Source organism: Mycolicibacterium sichuanense (genome assembly GCF_033741125.1).
Classification (GTDB): Bacteria; Actinomycetota; Actinomycetes; order Mycobacteriales; family Mycobacteriaceae; genus Mycobacterium.
In genome coordinates, this window is record NZ_JAWQPU010000003.1 from 414,826 (window position 1) to 432,870 (window position 18,045).

Below are 18,045 nucleotides of genomic sequence, written 5' to 3' on the forward strand. Positions count from 1 at the left end.
GATGCCGGGCTCCTCAGACCCAGGAGGTTGTCGTGAGCAGGTTTACCGAGAAGATGTATCGCAACGCTCGGACGGTCACCACGGGCATGGTGACCGGCGAACCCCACGAGCCGGTCCGGCACACCTGGGGTGAGGTTCACGAGCGCGCGCGACGCATCGCCGGTGGACTCGCCGCCGCAGGGGTCGGACACGGCGACGCCGTCGGCGTCCTCGCTGGCTACCCCGTCGAGATCGCCCCGACCGCCCAAGGCCTGTGGATGCGCGGCGCCAGCCTCACGATGCTGCACCAGCCCACGCCCCGCACCGACCTCGTCGTCTGGGCCGAGGACACCATGAACGTCATCGGCATGATCGAGGCCACCGCCGTCATCGTCTCCGAGCCGTTCCTGGTCGCCATCCCGGTGCTGGAGGAGAAGGGGATCAAGGTTCTCAAGGTCGGCGACCTGCTGGAGGCCGAGCCGATCGACCCGGTCGAGACCGGTGAGGACGACCTGGCCCTGATGCAGCTGACCTCCGGTTCGACGGGATCTCCGAAGGCCGTGCAGATCACCCACCGCAACATCTACTCCAACGCCGAGGCGATGTTCATCGGTGCGCAGTACGACGTCGAGAAGGACGTCATGGTCAGCTGGCTGCCCTGCTTCCACGACATGGGCATGGTCGGCTTCCTGACCATCCCGATGTACTTCGGCGCCGAGCTGGTCAAGGTCACGCCGATGGACTTCCTGCGCGACACGCTGCTGTGGGCCAAGCTGATCGACAAGTACAAGGGCACCATGACCGCGGCGCCCAACTTCGCCTACGCGCTGTTCGCCAAGCGCCTTCGCAATCAGGCCGAGCCCGGCCAGTTCGACCTCTCGACGCTGCGCTTCGCCCTGTCGGGTGCCGAGCCGGTGGAGCCTGCCGACGTCGAGGACCTGCTCGACGCGGGCAAGCCCTTCGGTCTGAGCCCCAAGGCCATCCTGCCCGCCTACGGCATGGCCGAGACCACGCTGGCGGTGTCGTTCTCCGAGTGCGGCGCCGGTCTGGTGGTCGACGAGGTCGACGCCGATCTGCTCGCGGCGCTGCGGCGTGCGGTGCCCTCGACGAAGGGCAACACCAAGCGGTTGGCCTCACTGGGCCCGCTGCTGCGCGACCTCGAGGCCCGCGTCGTCGACGAGCACGGCGAGGTCATGCCCGCTCGCGGCGTCGGCGTCATCGAGCTCCGCGGTGAGTCCCTGACCCCCGGCTACATCACCATGGGTGGCTTCCTGCCTGCCCAGGATCAGCACGGCTGGTACGACACCGGCGACCTGGGCTACCAGATGGAGAACGGCCACATCGTCGTCTGCGGTCGGGTGAAGGACGTCATCATCATGGCCGGCCGCAACATCTACCCGACCGACATCGAGCGGGCCGCGGGCCGCGTCAAGGGCGTCCGGCCCGGTTGCGCGGTCGCCGTCCGGCTCGACGCGGGCCACTCGCGTGAGACGTTCGCCGTCGCGGTGGAGTCCAACGCCTGGGAGGATCCGGTCGAGGTGCGTCGCATCGAGCACCAGGTCGCCCACGAGGTCGTCACCGAGGTCGACGTCCGGCCCCGCAACGTCGTCGTACTCGGCCCCGGCACCATCCCGAAGACGCCGTCGGGCAAGCTGCGCCGGGCCAACTCGGTCTCGCTCGTCACCTAGTCCCCGCGAAGTTTCCCCCTTCTCCGCGAGCAGACGCAAACGGCCCTCGATCGCCGCGATTCAGGGCCCTTTGCGTCTGCTCGGCCGGAAAGCGGTTGGCCGTGTGTCGGGGCCGCTCGCTACGGTTGACCGATGAGCACCCCGGCCATCGAGGCGATCGAGCTCGTCAAGCGCTTCGATGACCACGTCGCGGTCGACGGCGTCAGCTTCGCCGCGCCGCAGGGCACCGTGCTGGGGTTGCTTGGCCCCAACGGTGCGGGCAAGACCACCACCGTGCGGATGATGACGACACTCTCGCAGCCCACCGGCGGCACCGCCCGCGTGGCGGGTTACGACGTCAGGACCGAGCCCGCAAAGGTCCGCGCCAACATGGGGTTGACCGGGCAGGCGGCCACGGTCGACGAGTTGCTCACCGGCCGGGAGAACATCCGGATGATCGGCGCGCTCTACGGCATCGGCCGTCGTGACGTGAAGCGACTGGGTGATCAACTGCTGGAATGCTTTTCGATCGCCGAGGCCGCCGACCGGCCGGTGCGGTCCTATTCGGGCGGCATGCGACGGCGCATCGACCTCGCCGTCAGCCTCATCGCCTCGCCGCCGGTGCTGTTCCTCGACGAGCCAACGACGGGACTGGACCCACGTAGCCGCATCGACCTCTGGGACGTGCTGCGCGATCTGGTCGCCCGCGGGACCACGCTGCTGCTCACCACCCAGTATCTCGAGGAGGCCGATCAACTGGCCGACGACATCGTCGTCATGGACCGCGGTCGCGTCATCGCCAAGGGCACGCCGCTGGAGCTCAAGCGCCAAGCCGGCAATGCCAGCCTGGTGGTGACGGTGTCGCACGCCGAGGACCTGCCGACCGCCCGGGAGCTGATGGCCAGGGCTGGTGCCGAGGTGCACGTCGACCCGGGCGCACGGCAGCTCACCGCGGCAGCCGAGGGCATCGCCGACATGACCCGGGTGGCGAGCTGGCTGCAGGAGGGCCGCATCGAGGTCGACGACATCGGGCTTTCCCGGCCCAGCCTGGACGACGTGTTCCTCTCGCTGACCGGGCACCGCGCCGATGACGACGACCATGCCGAGGAGGAGCGCTAGTGACGACGGTGGAGGATCGAGCCGAGGTCGACGCGTCACGACCGGTGACGCGTCAGACCGGCATCGTGGCCCAGTCCTGGATCATGGTCAAGCGCAACATGATCCACACCAAGCGCATGCCGGAGATGCTCAGCGACGTCACGGTGCAGCCGATCATGTTCGTGCTGCTGTTCGCGTTCGTGTTCGGGGCATCGATCGCCAACACCGGCGGAGCGTCCTACCGCGAGTTCCTGTTGCCCGGCATCCAGGCGCAGACCATCGTGTTCACCGCCTTCGTCGTCGCCTCCGGCATCACCGCCGACGTGGAGAAGGGCGTGATCGACCGCTTCCGGTCGCTGCCCATCCGGCGGTCGTCGGTACTGATCGGGCGCAGCGTCGCGAGCCTGCTGCACTCGTCGATCGGCGTGGTGGTCATGGCGGTCACCGGGCTGTGCATCGGTTGGCGCATCCGCGGCGGTGTCGCCGATGCGATACTCGCGTTCGCGCTGATCCTGGTGTTCGGCTTCGGCATCATCTGGTTCGGCATCCTGATCGGGTCGCTGATGAGGTCGGTCGAGGCGGTCAACGGGGTGATGTTCACCGTGCTGTTCCCGATCACGTTCCTGGCCAACACCTTCGCGCCCACCGAGCCGATGCCCCGGTGGTTGCGGGTGATCGCCGAGTGGAATCCGGTTTCGTCGCTGGCGCAGGCCATGCGGGAGTTGTGGGGCAACGGACCGGCGGCGCCACCAGAGGCGCAGCTGCCGCTGCATCACCCGGTGCTCGCCACCATCCTGTGGTCGCTGGCGATGACGGCCGTGCTGGCGCCGTTCGCACTGCGGGCCTACTCGCGTCGCACCTCGGATTGAGCGGCTAGAGCACCTGCAGGTGCACCGCGTCGGTGGCGTGGGCCTTGGAGCGGTAGAGCGCCGCGTCCGCGGCCTCCACGACGTCGTGCGGGTTGGTCGCGCGGTCGGTGACGGCCACGCCCACCGAGAGTCCCAGCCGCCGCATGGGGCCGTCGGCGTCCGACGCGGCGGCCAGCGAGCGCACGGCGTCGACCATCCCGTCGGCCAACGCGAGGACGTCGTCCACCGAGCGTCGCGTCGCGACCACCCCGAATTCGTCTCCGCCCCAACGGCATACGACGTCATCGGTGGCGGCCTCCTGTACCAGCCGGCCCGCGACGGCCACGAGTGCCCGGTCGCCTGCGAAGTGTCCGTCGGTGTCGTTGATGGCCTTGAACTCATCCAGGTCGCAGAAGAGCAGAGCCACCAGGCCCCGCGTGCCGTCCGGTTCGATGCCCAGCGCGGCGCACCGTCGTTGCAGCTCCTGCAGACCCACGGCCCGCACCTTGAGCCCGGTCAGCTCGTCGTGCTCGGCCCGGCGGCGCATCTCGTTCAGTGACGCCAGCTCGTCGGTCCGGTCGACGATGATGCATACGTACCTGGCGCCGAAGCTGATCCCGTCGACGCGGCGCACCGCGACCTGCACCCAGCGTTCCCAGCGGTGTCCGCGGGGATGGCGCAGCGCGCACTCCTCGCCGACGACGACGCCCTGTTCGGACGCCAGGGCCGCCAGCACATCCGCCACGCGTTGGGGCTCGTCGAGCACGACGAGGTCGGCGAGCGTGAGGCCCAGGAGGTCGTGTTCGAGCGCGTCCGTCAGGTCCAGCAGCGACCCGTTCACGTCGATGACCCGTAGCGCCCGGTCCAGGATCGCCGTCGGCGCAGGCGAGGCGGCGAATGCCGTCCGGTACAGGCTGGTGCGGTCGTTGGCCACCTCGAAGGCGTGGGCGCGTTCCACCGCGGCGCCCGCATGGCCGGCGAACAGTTCCAGCAGGGCGCGCTGGTCGGCGTCGGGTGTGCGTCCCGAGCGCGGCAGGTCGACGCTGATGACGCCGAGGAGCTGATCGGGTGCGCGCCACATCGGCGCGAGAAGCGCGAACTCGGGACGCCACGGCTCGGTGTCGTCGGCCCGATCGGCGGTGCTCGCGACGAAGCGTTCGGGCCACGGATCGACGTGGGGTACGGAGTCGTCGAGTTCGAGCGTGCGGACGAACCGCAGGTCACCCCAGTGCTCGCCGGAGCCGAGGATCTCGAGCCAGCCGTCGTGGGACATCGTGCCGCCGCGCAGCTCTCCGAGCTCTGGCGGCCCGACCACCGTCCGCACCTGCAACTCGTCGGCATGGGTGCGGATGTTGACGGCGACGGCGTCGAAGCCGATCACGTCGACCACCGCGTTGGCGATCAGTTCTAGGACCTCGTCGAGGTCGCGTCGGCCGCCCAGCGAATCGACGATGGCCATGAAGCGGGTCAGTACATTGCGATGCAGCGTGACGAAGTCGTCCACGGCTCATTGTCGCACCGCCGCGGCCGACGGTGCCCTTCTTGGCTAGTCGGGCCGTACGTGGGACCGGGCGTGGGCGAGTGGATCGGCGCCCATCCGGTCGTAGACCCGCCAGACCAGCAGTTCGTGCGCCACGGCATCGATCTCACCGGCGGCCAGCGCCGCGTCGGCTTTGGCGAGCTCGTTGGTCAGGAGGCGCAGTTCGGCGAACCCATCGGCCATGGCGGTGCCCTCCGCCCCAGCCATCCGGATCGCCGACAGGGTTCGCACACCGCCACGGGTGGCCCCGGTCATGGCGGCCAGCGCCGCGCCCGAGCCCAGGAAGGCGACGGCGGCGACGGTCAGCGCCGAGGTGGGGCCGAGGACGGGGACCAGCATCACCTCCAGGACGAGGAACACGGTGATGCCCCAGACCGGCCAGCCTCGCCAGGCGCGCAGCAGGATCCGGTCGTCGGCCGAGATGCCGGGTGGGTAGACGACGAGCCGGAAGCGGGTGACGCCGTATCGCGTCGGCGAGACGGCCAGCGATCCCCAGGTGGTACCGCCGTCGAGCAGTCGACGCCAGCGGGGTGGGTGCGTGGAGTCGGTCATGTCTTCAGGTCTACGCCCCGATACGCGCCGTGGCCATGATCCGGACACAATCCTTACGCTGCCGAGCCACATCTTTACGGGTGCTGGGTATTGTGTACTATACCTAGAATGACGGATCGCATCTCGGGACGCATCGCCGACCACCCCACCGTGCGAAAGGTGCTTGCCCGCAAGCCCAGTGCACCGCCGGGGGTGATCGACGCCGACTGGCTGCGCGAGACGTGCCTGGCCGCGGGCGCCGACGACGTCGCGTTCGCCAGCGTGGCGGATCCGGCGCTGGCGTCGGAGCGCGAGCACGTCGAGTCCGCGCTGCCGGGCGCCAGGAGTTACGTGTCGCTCGTCGTGCGGATGAACCGCGACAACGTGCGCTCGCCCGCCCGCAGTGTCGCCAACCAGGAGTTCCACCGCACCGGGGAGATCATCAACGAGGCCGCGCACCGCATCACCCGCGCCCTGCAGGACGCCGGCCACCGCGTGCTCAACCCGTCGGCGACGTTCCCGATGGAGATGGACCGGTTCCCTGGCCGCATCTGGGTGGTCGCCCACAAACCGGTCGCGGTGGCCTCCGGGCTCGGGGTGATGGGCATCCACCGCAACGTGATCCACCCGAAGTTCGGCAACTTCATCCTGCTGGCGACCATCCTTGTCGACGCTCCGGTCTCCAGTTACGGTGTGCCGCTGGACTACTCGCCATGCCTGGAGTGCAAGCTGTGCGTGGCGGCCTGTCCCGTCGGCGCCATCGGCAAGGACGGCGAGTTCGACTTCGTCGCCTGCTCGGTGCACAACTACCGCGAATTCATGGGCGGCTTCACCGACTACGTGCAGACCATCGCCGACAGTGACGATGCGGCGGACTTCCGGTCGCGCGTAACCGATTCGGAGAACGCGTCGATGTGGCAGAGCTTGTCGTTCAAGGCGAACTACAAGGCGGCCTACTGTCTGGCGGTGTGCCCAGCCGGCGAGGACGTCATCGAGCCATACCTCCAGGACCGCAAGGGCTTCATGGATCTGGTCCTCAAACCGTTGCAGGCCAAGCGCGAAACGCTATACGTGCTGCCCAACTCTGCCGCCAAGGCGCACGCCGAGAAGCGCTACCCGCACAAGCCGACCAAGGTCGTCGACAGCGGCATCGCCGGGCGCACCTGACGCGAATCCCCCAAGGAGGGGCGGGCCTACCAGGCGTGGACGGTGTTCTGCGCGGTCTCCAGGCCGAGTTCGATCAACAGCTCCGTGGCGTCGGCGGCCTGCTCGCAGATCAGCCCGACCTCCGGGCGTTCGGCGGCGGTGAAGTTCTCCAGCACGAACGTCGCCGGGTCCTTGCGGCCAGGCGGCCGGCCGATGCCGATGCGCACTCGTTGAAAGTCCTTGGTGCCCAGGGCTGCTGCCACCGACCGCAACCCGTTGTGGCCGCCCTCGCCGCCGCCGAGCTTGAGCCGGATCCTGCCGAAGTCGATGTCCAGCTCGTCGTGAATGGTGATGACGTCGGCCGGGGCGACCGAGTAGAAGTTGGCCAACGGGCCGACCTGGCGCCCCGACTCGTTCATGTACACGCGCGGCTTGGCCAGGATGACCGGCCGGCCGCCGAGGCGACCAGTGGTCACCTCGGCGCCGGACCGCTTGTGCACCTTGAAACCCGAGCCGATGCGATCGGCCAGGATGTCGGCGACGAGGAAGCCCAGGTTGTGCCGCGTCGTCTCGTAACGAGGACCGGGATTGCCCAGGCCGACCACCAGCAGTGGCTCGGCCATGCCCTGATCCGGTTACTCGGACTCGGAGCCGGCAGCGCCTTCGGACTCCCCGGACTCCTCGGCGGGCGCGGACTCCTCGCCGGCACCCTCGGACTCGAGATCGTCGGCGGTCGGCGCCGGAATCACGTTGACCACCAACAGCTCCGGATCGGAGACCAGGGTGACGCCGTCGGGTAGCGGCACCTGCGAGGCCAAGTACTGGGTGTTGGCGGGGGCGCCCTCCACCGACAGCGTCAGGTTCTCGGGGATCGACATCGCGTCGGACTCGATCTCGATGGTGTTGGACTCGACGTTGACCAGGGTGTCGGGACCGGCGTCGCCCTCGACGACGACGTTGACCTCGACGGTCACCTTCTCGCCGCGACGGACGATGATGAGGTCGACGTGCTGGATGTTGCGCCGGATCGGGTGGACCTCGATGGCCTTGGGCAGCGCGAGCGCTTCCTTGCCGTCGATGTCGAGGGTGAGCACGGCGTTGGTGCCGAAGTTGCGCAGCACGGCGGCGAACTCGCGGGCCGGCAGCGTCAGGTGCTGCGGATCGGCGCCGTGGCCGTAGAGCACCGCGGGCACCTTGCCGTCGCGACGGGCCTGACGCGAGGCGCCCTTGCCGGTCTTGGTACGGACCTCGGCGGTGAGGTTGTTCTCTGCGTGGGCCGCTGTCTTGGCCATGTGATGGTGCTCCTGTGCCGTGTCGTCTGGTGGCACGGTGAGGGCGACTAGAAGCAGCGGAGCTGCGAATGGTTTCCCGTCGATAACGGTGGACCGTGAAATCCACCCTCGCCGTGATCGTCGGCAAGGCTACCTCGTGCCTGCCGTGCCGACGAAATCTACAGCTCGAAGGCGGTGCCCGTGAGCTGCTCGGACAGCTCCCACAGCGCGGCCGCGGTCGTCGCGTCGTTGGCCAGCGGGCTGCGGGCGGACAACCCCGTCGGGCCGGTCATCCCGAACCTGGGGCCGACGAACGAGTTGCCCGGCAGGTGCTGCGAGGCGGCGAACAACGTCTGCCTGGCTCCGAAGTCGGCGTCGGTGGCCAGCTTGTTGCCCAGCGACATCAGCGTGGCGCTGAGCTTGCCCGCGGTGTGCCCCTGCAGGTTGGTCGCGGAGTATCCGGGATGGGCGGCCAGTGACGTGATCTCCGACCCCGCGGCGTCGAGGCGGCGCTGCAACTCCTTGGTGAACAGCAGGTTGGCCAGCTTCGACTGCCCGTAGGCCAGCCACGCCGAGTACGGCCGCGCCTTCCAGTTCAGGTCCTTGAGGCTGATCCTGCCGAGCAGATGCAGCATCGACGAGACCGTGACCACCCGATCGGTGATGCGGGGCAGCAGCAGATTGGTCAGCGCGAAGTGGCCGAGATGGTTGGTGCCGATCTGGCTCTCGAAGCCGTCGACCGTCTGCGCATACGGCACGGCCATGATGCCGGCGTTGTTGATCAGCACGTCCACCGCGTCGACGGTGTCGGCGAACGCGCGCACCGAGGAGAGGTCCTGCAGGTCGAGTTTGCGCACCTCGACGTCACCGGGCATGCCGGCCGCCGCGGCATTGCCCTTGTCGAGGTTGCGGACCGCGACGACGACCTTGGCACCGACCCGAGCCAGTTCGCGCGCGGTGACCTCGCCGAGTCCGCTGTTGGCGCCGGTGACGACGACGGTGCGTCCGGCGAAGGAGGGCAGGTCTGCGGCGGTCCAGTCAGTCATGGCGACCACAGTAGAGAAGGGCTACTTGGCGGTGACGGTGAAACCCTTGATGATCGCCTCGATGTCGGCCCCGTCGGCCTGTGCCTTGTCGGCGAATGCCGTCACGGTCAGCTGGACGAGGTACTTCTGGCCAGGCAGGTTCGCCCTGGCCGGGGTGCCCGAGGCGATGACGATGCGGTTGTAGCTCTGCATCCGCTGGCCGTTGAGGTCGTAGGTGCCCTCGATCATCGACGACGGGAAGCCCATGAAGTCCTTCTTGGAGTCGTTGAGCTTGGTGAAGTTCTGCGAGAGCAGGGCGTCACCGTCGGCGTGCTTGAGCGCTTCGCCGACGTCGAACGGGCCGTCGAGCTGGAACACCAGCAGCATGGCCGTCGGGTAGGTGTCGCCCTTGGCGATGGTGCGGGTGCCCGGCGACAGGTTCGGGTTGAAGTAGGGCTTCCAGCCCGGCGGCTGCGGCACGGTGACGGCCAAGTCGGTCAGCTTGTCGGGGGCGACGGGTGCGCCGGTGACGCCGGCGTTCTCGAACCAGGTCGACAGGGAGATCGGCTTCTCGGCGCTGCTGGTCGCGGTGGCGGACGTGGTCGTGGTCCAGATCGACTTGTAGTCCGGCTCGGTCGGTGCGCAGCCCGCCAAGGCCAGCGCGGCGAGCGCGACGGCCGCGATCGCGGTGCGCCTCACGACACCTCCACCTTGAACCCGGCGACGATGGCGCTCAGCTGCGGTGACTGCGCGATCGCCTGGTCGGCCCTAGTCGTCACCGTCATCTGCACCAGGTAACGCTGGGACGTCGACGGCACGTCGGCAAGCACGATCCGGCTGTAGTGCTCGACACCGCCGGCCACGCCCTGGGCGGCTGCGGAGGGGAAGCCGTCGTAGTCGTCGTAGGACTCCGTGACGTCGGTGGCGTTGGGCGGCAGCGCATCGGTGTTGGCGTGGCGGATCGCGTCCTTCGGGTCGAAGGCGCCGATCAGTTTGATCGCCATCAGCGTCACCGACGGGAACGAGCCGTCGCTGCCGACGGGCTGGACGAACTCGATGCCGGTGGCGAACAGCGGGTCGGGGGTGCGGGCCCAGCCGTCGGGAACGGGCACCGTGACCGAAAGGCCGGGGGCCTTGTCGAAGCGGGCGGGCTCGCCGGTGACGTCGATCGAGGCCAGGTAGTCCCGGAACGCGACGGGCCGGCCCGGCTGCTGCGTCGCGGGCGGCGGCACCGGGGTCATCGGGGCGACGGTCGGGGTCGACGGGACTGGCGTGGCCGACGTCGTGGATGCGCCGTCACTGCCCGTCCCGGAGTTGCAGCCGGCCAGGGTGAGCGCGAGCGCCAGGGCGCACACGCCGCGGGCCATCGTCACAGAATCTCGCGGACGCCGTCGATCGGCCTGGCCAGGCGGGTGCCCTTGGCAGTGACGACGAACGGGCGCTCGATCAGGATCGGGTGCTGAGCCAAGGCGTCGAGCAGCTCGTCGTCGGAGGCATCGGCGAGGCCGAGCTCGGTGTAGAGGGCTTCGCGCTTGCGCACCGCGGCCCGTACCTCGATGCCGGCGTTGGCGATGAGGTCGGCCAGCTCCGCGCGCGTCGGCGGCGTCTTCAGATACTGGATGATCGTGGGCTCGTCACCGTGCTCGCGCAACAGTTCGAGGGTCTTGCGCGACGTCGAACACTTCGGGTTGTGGTAGATGACGCTGCTGCCACCCACGTCAGGCATCCCCGTCGAACAGTCCCGTCACCGAGCCGTTCTCGAACACCGCCCGGATCGTGCTGGCCAGCAGGGGCGCGATCGACAGCACCGTCAGCTGGGGGAACGACTTGTCCTCGCCGATCGGCAGCGTGTTGGTGACCACGACCTCGCGCGCGCCGCTGGCGGCCAGGCGTTCGCGGGCGGGATCCGACAGCACGCCGTGGGTGGCGGCGATGATGACGTCCGCGGCGCCGTCCTCCTTGAGGAGCTTGACCGCGCCGGCGATGGTGCCGCCGGTGTCGATCATGTCGTCGGTGAGGATGCACGTCTTGCCGCGGACGTCGCCGACGACGCGGTTGGACTTGACCTGGTTGGGCACCAGCGGGTCACGGGTCTTGTGGATGAACGCCAGCGGTACGCCGCCGAGTGAGTCGGCCCACTTCTCGGCGACGCGCACGCGGCCGGAGTCGGGGGAGACGACGACCATGTCGTGGCTGGCGTAGTTCTCGCCGATGTAACCGCACAGCAGGGCCTGGCCGCGCATGTGGTCGACGGGGCCGTCGAAGAAGCCCTGGATCTGGTCGGTGTGCAGGTCGACCGAGACGATGCGGTCGGCGCCCGCGGTCTTGAGCAGGTCGGCGACCAGGCGCGCCGAGATGGGCTCGCGACCGCGGTGCTTCTTGTCCTGCCGGGCGTAGGGATAGAACGGCAGGATCGCGGTGATGCGCTTGGCGCTACCCCGCTTGAGGGCGTCGATCATCAGCAGCTGTTCCATCAGCCACTTGTTCAGCGGAGCTGGATGGGACTGCAGGACGAAGGCATCGCAGCCACGGACGGATTCGTCGAAGCGGACGAAGATCTCGCCGTTGGCGAAGTCGCGGGCCGTCTGCGCGGTGACGCTGACGTCCAGCTCCTTGGCGACCTGCTCTGCCAGCTCGGGGTGTGCGCGCCCCGAGAACAGCATCAGGTTCTTGCGATTGTCGGTCCATTCCGTGGCCACGTGGGACTGCCTTTGCCGTCGGGGATCGATACGGGTTGATCGTACGTAGCGATTGTGGCACCCGTCGGCCGGGTTGCCGGAATCCCAACGTCAGGTGTCCGAATGGTCTTCCGGCACGTCGGCGCGGGTGGCATTGCGGGCGGCCTCCGCCGCGGCGCTACCGGGCCGTTTGCGGGTCACCCAGCCCTCGATGTTGCGCTGCGGGCCGGCCGACACCGCGAGCGCGCCGGGCGGCACGTCCTCCCGGACGACGGTGCCCGCACCGGTGTACGCGCCGTCGCCGACGGTGACCGGAGCGACGAACATGGTGTCCGATCCGGTGCGGACGTGCGAGCCAATCGTGGTGCGCCGCTTGGTTTCTCCGTCGTAGTTGACGAAGACGCTTGAGGCGCCGATGTTGCTGTGCTCGCCGATGTCGGCGTCCCCGACGTAAGTCAGGTGGGGCACCTTGGTGCCCGCGCCGATGGTGGCGTTCTTGGTCTCGACGAACGTGCCGATCTTGCCCTCGGCGCCGAGTTCGGTGCCGGGGCGCAGGTAGGCGAACGGGCCGACGACGGCGGCGTCGCCGATCACCGAGGAGGAGCCGTGGGTCCGGATGACGGTGGCGCCGTCGCCGACGACGACACCGGTCAGGGTGGTGTCCGGCCCGATCTGACAGCGCGCCCCGATCCGGGTGGTGCCGAGCAGTTGGGTGCCGGGGTGGATGACGGTGTCGCGGCCCACGGTGACGTCGACGTCGATCCACGTCGTGGCCGGATCGACCACGGAGACGCCGGAGCGCTGGATGGCGGCGACGAGGCGCCGGTTGAGCTCGGCGTGCAGTTCGGCCAGCTGGACGCGGTCGTTGACCCCGGCGACCAGGGCGCTGTCGTCGACGTGGCGCCCGCGGACGCTCTGGTGGTTGCGGCGCAGGATCTCGATGGCGTCGGTGAGGTAGAGCTCGCTTTGGGCGTTGTCCGAGCGCAGCTGGGTCAGCGCCCAGCGCAGTGCGGCGGCGTCGAAGGCGTAGACGGCGGCGTTGACCTCGCGGATCGCCCGCTGGGACTCGGTCGCGTCGGCCTGCTCGACGATGCTCGTCACCTCGCCGTCCTGGGTCCGCAGGATGCGGCCGTAGCCGGTGGGGTCGGGCAGCGTGGTGGTCAGCAGCGTCGCGGCGGTCGACTGGGCGACGTGCTCGTCGATCAGGCCGGCGAGGGTGTCGGAGTCCAGGAGCGGCACGTCGCTCGCCGTCACCACCACCGTGCCGGTGAACTCGGCCGGGATGGCCGCGAGCCCGCAGGCGACGGCATGACCGGTGCCCAGCTGCTGTTCCTGGACGGCGATGTCGATGGGGCGGTCGAGGTCGTCGGCGAGCCCGTTGACCGCGGGGATGACGTGGTCGCGGGCCATGCCGACCACCACCACCAGGTGCCGTGGCGCCACCTTGGCGATGGCGTGCAGGGTGTGCGACAGCATGCTGCGGCCGGCCAGCGTGTGCAGCATCTTGGGGATGTCGGACTGCATCCTGGTGCCTGCCCCGGCCGCCAGGACGATGACCGCAGTCTCGCCTCGTGTCGTCATCGATACCTCACTCCCGCGCGAGCGTGCGCGTCGTGCCGGTTCGAGCGGCGTGTCGCAGTGCCGACACGCACGCTCGCGGCGAACGGAATGCTCCGTGCAGGAGGTCGCTCGGGCAAGCCTCGCTCCGTCGCCAGGACTCGAACCTGAACTATCTGAACCAAAATCAGAGGTGCTGCCGATTACACCACGACGGACTGCGGCTAGAACTTTAGTCGACGGCGATTACCCTGAGGGCCGTGGCTTCGCAGGACAAGGAGGTGCGTGTACCCCGTGCGCGCATGACGGGTACCGAGCGCCGCCAGCAGCTCGTCGAGATCGCCAAGTCGCTGTTCGCCGAGCGCGGTTACGACGCCACCTCCATCGAGGAGATCGCGCAGCGGGCCGGGGTGTCCAAGCCGGTGGTCTACGAGCACTTCGGCGGCAAGGAGGGCCTCTACGCCGTCGTGGTCGACCGGGAGATGTCGGCGCTGCTCGACGGCATCACCTCGTCGCTGACCAACAACCGCTCCCGGGTGCGGGTCGAGCGGGTGGCGCTGGCGCTGCTCACCTACGTCGAGGAGCGCACCGACGGCTTTCGCATCCTGATCAGGGATTCGCCGGCCAGCATCGCCTCGGGGACGTACTCCAGCCTGCTCAACGACGCCGTGAGCCAGGTGGCGTCGATCCTGGCCGGTGACTTCGCGCGCCGCGGCCTGGATCCCGATCTCGCGCCGTTGTACGCCCAGGCGCTGGTCGGGTCGGTTTCGATGACCGCGCAGTGGTGGCTCGACACCAGGGAACCGAAGAAGGAAGTGGTCGCGGCGCATCTGGTGAACCTGATGTGGAACGGGTTGACCCACTTGGAGGCAGACCCGGAGCTGCACGACCAGCAGTGACCGGCGTCTCCCCGAGGGGCCCTTCGGTGATTTGGCCACTGCCGCAACGCCTTCGGTCGGTGGTTAGGATGGACCCACGATGACGAAATCGGGGCACCCTCATGTCCAGACCCCGATGGCGGGCCTGGTCGGTCTCGCGCTGTCCGATCCGCAGCTGGCGGACCTCACCCGGCGCGCCGGCGCGCCCACCACGCAGACCGCTCTCGTCGGCCCCGCCTGTGCGCGGCTGTTCGTCGCGGCGGCCCTCGCCGACGCCGGCGGTGCCGTTGATTCGAACGACGCCGGCGGTGCCGTTGATTCGACCGACGCCGGTAGTGCCGTTGATTCGACGTGGACGGGTCCGCTGCTGGTCGTCACCGCCACCGGCAGGGAGGCCGACGACCTGACCGCCGAGCTGCGCGCCGTGTACGGCGACGCCGTCGCCCTGTTCCCGTCGTGGGAGACGCTGCCGCACGAGCGGTTGTCGCCGGGTGTCGAGACCGTCGGCGCCAGGATGATGGTGCTGCGCCGGCTGGCCCACCCGGACGAGGAGCACCTCGGCCCGCCGCTGCGCGTCGTGGTCACCACCGCCCGTTCCCTGCTGCAGCCGATGGCCCCCGATTTGGCCGACGTCGAGCCGGTCACGCTCGCGGTCGGCATGGAGGCCGAGTTCGACGGCGTGCTGCAGCGGCTCGTCGAGCTGGCCTACACCCGGGTGGACATGGTCGGCAAGCGCGGTGAGTTCGCGGTGCGCGGCGGCATTCTCGACGTCTTCGCGCCGACGGCCGAGCATCCGGTCCGCATCGAGTTCTGGGGCGACGAGGTCTCGGAGATGCGGATGTTCTCCGTGGCCGATCAGCGTTCGTTGCCCGAGCTCACCGTCGAGCACCTCGTCGCGGTGCCGTGCCGGGAACTGATGCTCACCGACGAGGTCCGCCAGCGGGCGGCTGCGTTCTCCGCCGACCAGCCGCGCGACGTCGACCGCGTCACCGGAACCGTCGGCGACATGCTCGCCAAGCTCGCCCAGGGCATTCCGGTCGACGGGATGGAGGCGCTGCTGCCGGTGTTGCGGCCCACCGACCTCGTGCTGCTGACCGATCACCTGTCGGCGGGGGCGCCGGTGCTGGTGTGCGATCCGGAGAAGGTGCGAACCCGCGCGGCGGACCTGATCAAGACGGGACAGGAATTCCTCGAGGCGTCATGGTCGGTCGCGGCGATGGGCGCCGATGCCCCCATCGACGTCGAGCAGCTCGGCGGGTCCGGGTTCCGCGACCTCGCCGACGTGCACGCGGGTGCCGAGGTGGGCGGGCATCCGTGGTGGACGCTGAGCCAGTTGGGCGACCCCGGCGCCCTCGAGCTCGACATCAAGGCGGCCCCATCGGCGCGGGGTCAGCAGAACAACCTCGACGAGATGTTCGCGATGCTGCGGGCCCACGTCACCACCGGCGGGTTGGCCGCCGTGGTCACCCCCGGCACCGGCACGGCGCACCGGGTCGTCGAGCAGCTCGGCGAACACGACACCGCCGCTTCGCTTCTGGAGCCCGGTGACGTGCCCAAGCCCGGTGTCGTCGGCGTGCTCAAGGGGCCGCTGCGCGACGGTGCGGTGCTGCCGGGGGCGAACCTCGTCGTCATCACCGAGACCGATCTGACCGGCAACCGCGCCGCCGCCACCGAGGGCAAGCGGCTGGCGGCCAAGCGCCGCAACGTCGTCGACCCGTTGGCGCTGACCGCCGGTGACCTCGTCGTGCACGACCAGCACGGCATCGGCCGGTTCGTGGAGATGGTGGAGCGCACCATCGGCGGCGCCCGCCGCGAGTACCTGGTGCTGGAGTACGCCTCGGCCAAGCGGGGTGGCGGGTCGGACAAGCTCTTCGTGCCGATGGACTCCCTGGATCAGCTGTCCCGCTACGTCGGTGGCACGGAACCGACGCTGAGCAAGCTCGGCGGCAGCGACTGGACCAACACGAAGACCAAGGCGCGCAAGGCGGTTCGTGAGATCGCCGGCGAACTGGTGGCGCTGTACGCCAAGCGGCAGGCGGCGCCGGGCTTCGCGTTCGGCCCGGACACCCCGTGGCAGGCCGAGATGGAGGACGCGTTCGGGTTCACCGAGACCGTCGACCAGCTGACCGCCATCACCGAGGTCAAGGCCGACATGGAGAAGCCGGTGCCGATGGACCGCGTCATCTGCGGTGACGTCGGCTACGGCAAGACCGAGATCGCGGTGCGGGCGGCGTTCAAGGCGGTACAGGCCGGCAAGCAGGTCGCCGTGCTGGTGCCCACCACGCTGCTGGCCGACCAGCACCTGCAGACGTTCACCCAGCGGATGGCTGGTTTCCCGGTGACCGTGAAGGGGCTGTCGCGGTTCACCGACACCCTGGAGTCCCGCGCGGCACTCGAGGGCATGAAGGACGGTTCGGTCGACATCGTCATCGGCACCCACCGCCTGCTGCAGACCGGTGTCACGTGGAAGGATCTCGGACTGGTCATCGTCGACGAGGAGCAGCGCTTCGGCGTCGAGCACAAGGAGCACATCAAGTCGATGCGCACCCACGTCGACGTGCTGACCATGAGCGCGACGCCGATCCCGCGAACCTTGGAGATGAGCCTGGCGGGCATCCGCGAGATGTCGACCATCCTCACCCCGCCGGAGGAGCGGTTCCCGGTGCTGACCTACGTCGGGCCGCACGACGACAAGCAGGTCGCCGCGGCGCTGCGGCGCGAGCTGCTCCGCGACGGCCAGGCGTTCTACATCCACAACCGCGTGCGCACGATCGACGCCACCGCGGCCAGGGTGCGGGAGCTGGTGCCCGAGGCCAGGGTCGTCGTGGCACACGGCCAGATGGCCGAGGAGCAGCTCGAGCGCACCGTCGAGGGTTTCTGGAACCGCGAGTTCGACATCCTGGTGTGCACCACGATCGTCGAGACGGGGCTGGACATCTCGAACGCCAACACGCTGATCGTCGAGCGGGCCGACACGTTCGGCCTGTCCCAGCTACACCAGCTGCGCGGGCGCGTCGGCCGCAGCCGGGAACGCGGTTACGCCTACTTCCTCTACCCACCAGAGGTGCCGCTGACCGAGACGGCCTACGACCGGCTGGCCACCATCGCGCAGAACAACGAACTCGGCGCTGGCATGGCCGTGGCGATGAAGGACCTGGAGATCCGAGGTGCCGGAAACGTCTTGGGTGCAGAGCAATCCGGGCACGTGGCAGGGGTGGGCTTCGACCTGTACGTGCGGCTGGTCGGTGAGGCGGTCGAGGCCTACCGGGCGGTGGTGGACGGCAATACCGTCGCCGCGGTCGAGGAGCCCAAGGACGTTCGCATCGACCTTCCCGTCGACGCACACCTGCCACCGGAGTACATCGGCAGCGACCGCCTGCGCCTGGAAGCCTACCGCAGATTGGCTGCCGCACAGGATGATTCGGCCATCGCCGGAGTCGTCGATGAGCTCGTCGACCGGTACGGCCCGCTGCCCGAGCCCGCCGAGCTGCTGGTGGCCGTGGCACGCCTGCGATTGCTCTGCAAGCAGTACGGCGTGACCGAGGTCGGTGCCCCGTCGGCCTCTACCATCCGGCTGACGCCGCTGACGCTGATGGACTCCCAGCAGCTGCGGCTCAAGAGGATGTATCCGTCGGCGACCTACCGCGCGACCACCTCGACCATCACCGTGCCGATTCCGCGGGCCGGCGACGGGATCGGCGCGCCGCGGGTCCGGGATGCCGAATTGTTGCGCGTCGTGGCGGGTCTGTTGCTCGCGTTGGATGGCAGACCGCAGACTGAAGTCGATGTGACCGACCTCGGAGGTAGCTCGTGAATCGGCAGCGGCA

16 protein-coding genes and 1 tRNA gene are annotated in these 18,045 nt (G+C 69.2%); 6 read left to right on the forward strand and 11 right to left on the reverse strand.

All coding sequences use genetic code 11. The annotated features are described in order from the left end of the window. Positions 1–32: 32 nt before the first annotated feature. The 3 genes from SBI80_RS12430 (at position 33) to SBI80_RS12440 (ending at position 3,613) form a co-directional block, all read left to right on the forward strand. Complete coding sequence (locus SBI80_RS12430; protein ID WP_318974957.1) at positions 33–1,667, forward strand: fatty acyl-AMP ligase; 1,635 nt, start codon at positions 33–35, stop codon at positions 1,665–1,667. A 132-nt stretch (positions 1,668–1,799) separates the two neighbouring features. Then, on the forward strand, positions 1,800–2,765 hold the full coding sequence (locus SBI80_RS12435) for an efflux ABC transporter ATPase subunit, DrrA-related (RefSeq protein ID WP_318974958.1): 966 nt from the start codon (positions 1,800–1,802) through the stop codon (positions 2,763–2,765). An 8-nt stretch (positions 2,766–2,773) separates the two neighbouring features. Next, positions 2,774–3,613 (forward strand): ABC transporter permease, encoded by an 840-nt coding sequence (locus SBI80_RS12440; RefSeq protein WP_413232715.1) that lies wholly within the window; start codon positions 2,774–2,776, stop codon positions 3,611–3,613. A 4-nt stretch (positions 3,614–3,617) separates the two neighbouring features. Here SBI80_RS12440 and SBI80_RS12445 read toward each other — a convergent pair whose 3' ends face one another. Beyond that, the gene (locus SBI80_RS12445; RefSeq protein ID WP_318974960.1) at positions 3,618–5,096 is read right to left on the reverse strand and encodes a sensor domain-containing diguanylate cyclase; all 1,479 of its coding nucleotides are present in this window, start codon (positions 5,094–5,096) and stop codon (positions 3,618–3,620) included. Positions 5,097–5,138: 42 nt separating this feature from the next. After that, positions 5,139–5,684: a DUF6611 family protein gene (locus SBI80_RS12450; RefSeq protein WP_318974961.1), complete on the reverse strand. Its 546-nt coding sequence runs from the start codon at positions 5,682–5,684 to the stop codon at positions 5,139–5,141. A gap of 108 nt (positions 5,685–5,792) precedes the next feature. Between SBI80_RS12450 and SBI80_RS12455 the strand changes: the two genes are divergently transcribed. Beyond that, the gene (locus SBI80_RS12455) at positions 5,793–6,830 is read left to right on the forward strand and encodes an epoxyqueuosine reductase (RefSeq protein ID WP_318974962.1); all 1,038 of its coding nucleotides are present in this window, start codon (positions 5,793–5,795) and stop codon (positions 6,828–6,830) included. Positions 6,831–6,856: 26 nt separating this feature from the next. Here SBI80_RS12455 and pth read toward each other — a convergent pair whose 3' ends face one another. The 9 genes from pth to SBI80_RS12500 form a co-directional block, all read right to left on the reverse strand. Continuing rightward, positions 6,857–7,432 carry an aminoacyl-tRNA hydrolase gene (gene pth, locus SBI80_RS12460; protein WP_318974963.1) on the reverse strand — a complete coding sequence of 192 codons (576 nt, stop codon included), beginning with the start codon at positions 7,430–7,432 and terminating at the stop codon, positions 6,857–6,859. 12 nt (positions 7,433–7,444) lie between these two features. Next, positions 7,445–8,101, reverse strand: a complete 657-nt coding sequence (locus tag SBI80_RS12465; protein WP_318974964.1) for a 50S ribosomal protein L25/general stress protein Ctc — start codon at positions 8,099–8,101, stop codon at positions 7,445–7,447. 158 nt (positions 8,102–8,259) lie between these two features. After that, positions 8,260–9,126 carry an oxidoreductase gene (locus SBI80_RS12470; protein ID WP_318974965.1) on the reverse strand — a complete coding sequence of 289 codons (867 nt, stop codon included), beginning with the start codon at positions 9,124–9,126 and terminating at the stop codon, positions 8,260–8,262. A 21-nt stretch (positions 9,127–9,147) separates the two neighbouring features. Then, a complete protein-coding gene (locus SBI80_RS12475; protein WP_318974967.1) occupies positions 9,148–9,804 on the reverse strand; it encodes an LpqN/LpqT family lipoprotein in 657 nt (218 codons plus the stop codon). After that, entirely contained in the window at positions 9,801–10,472 is a 672-nt protein-coding gene (locus SBI80_RS12480) for an LpqN/LpqT family lipoprotein (protein ID WP_318974969.1), read from the reverse strand. The genes SBI80_RS12475 and SBI80_RS12480 overlap by 4 nt, the downstream gene beginning before the upstream one ends. 2 nt (positions 10,473–10,474) lie before the next feature. Continuing rightward, positions 10,475–10,822, reverse strand: a complete 348-nt coding sequence (gene arsC / locus SBI80_RS12485) for an arsenate reductase (glutaredoxin) (protein WP_413232704.1) — start codon at positions 10,820–10,822, stop codon at positions 10,475–10,477. A 1-nt stretch (position 10,823) separates the two neighbouring features. Then, positions 10,824–11,804 carry a ribose-phosphate diphosphokinase gene (locus SBI80_RS12490; protein ID WP_318974972.1) on the reverse strand — a complete coding sequence of 327 codons (981 nt, stop codon included), beginning with the start codon at positions 11,802–11,804 and terminating at the stop codon, positions 10,824–10,826. 90 nt (positions 11,805–11,894) lie between these two features. Then, a complete protein-coding gene (gene glmU, locus SBI80_RS12495) occupies positions 11,895–13,364 on the reverse strand; it encodes a bifunctional UDP-N-acetylglucosamine diphosphorylase/glucosamine-1-phosphate N-acetyltransferase GlmU (RefSeq protein WP_318974973.1) in 1,470 nt (489 codons plus the stop codon). Between the two features lie 122 nt (positions 13,365–13,486). Further along, a tRNA-Gln gene (locus SBI80_RS12500) sits at positions 13,487–13,558 on the reverse strand. An 84-nt stretch (positions 13,559–13,642) separates the two neighbouring features. Between SBI80_RS12500 and SBI80_RS12505 the strand changes: the two genes are divergently transcribed. Next, entirely contained in the window at positions 13,643–14,239 is a 597-nt protein-coding gene (locus SBI80_RS12505) for a TetR/AcrR family transcriptional regulator (protein WP_318975254.1), read from the forward strand. 79 nt (positions 14,240–14,318) lie between these two features. After that, the gene (mfd, locus tag SBI80_RS12510) at positions 14,319–18,032 is read left to right on the forward strand and encodes a transcription-repair coupling factor (RefSeq protein WP_318974975.1); all 3,714 of its coding nucleotides are present in this window, start codon (positions 14,319–14,321) and stop codon (positions 18,030–18,032) included. Positions 18,033–18,045 lie beyond the last annotated feature (13 nt).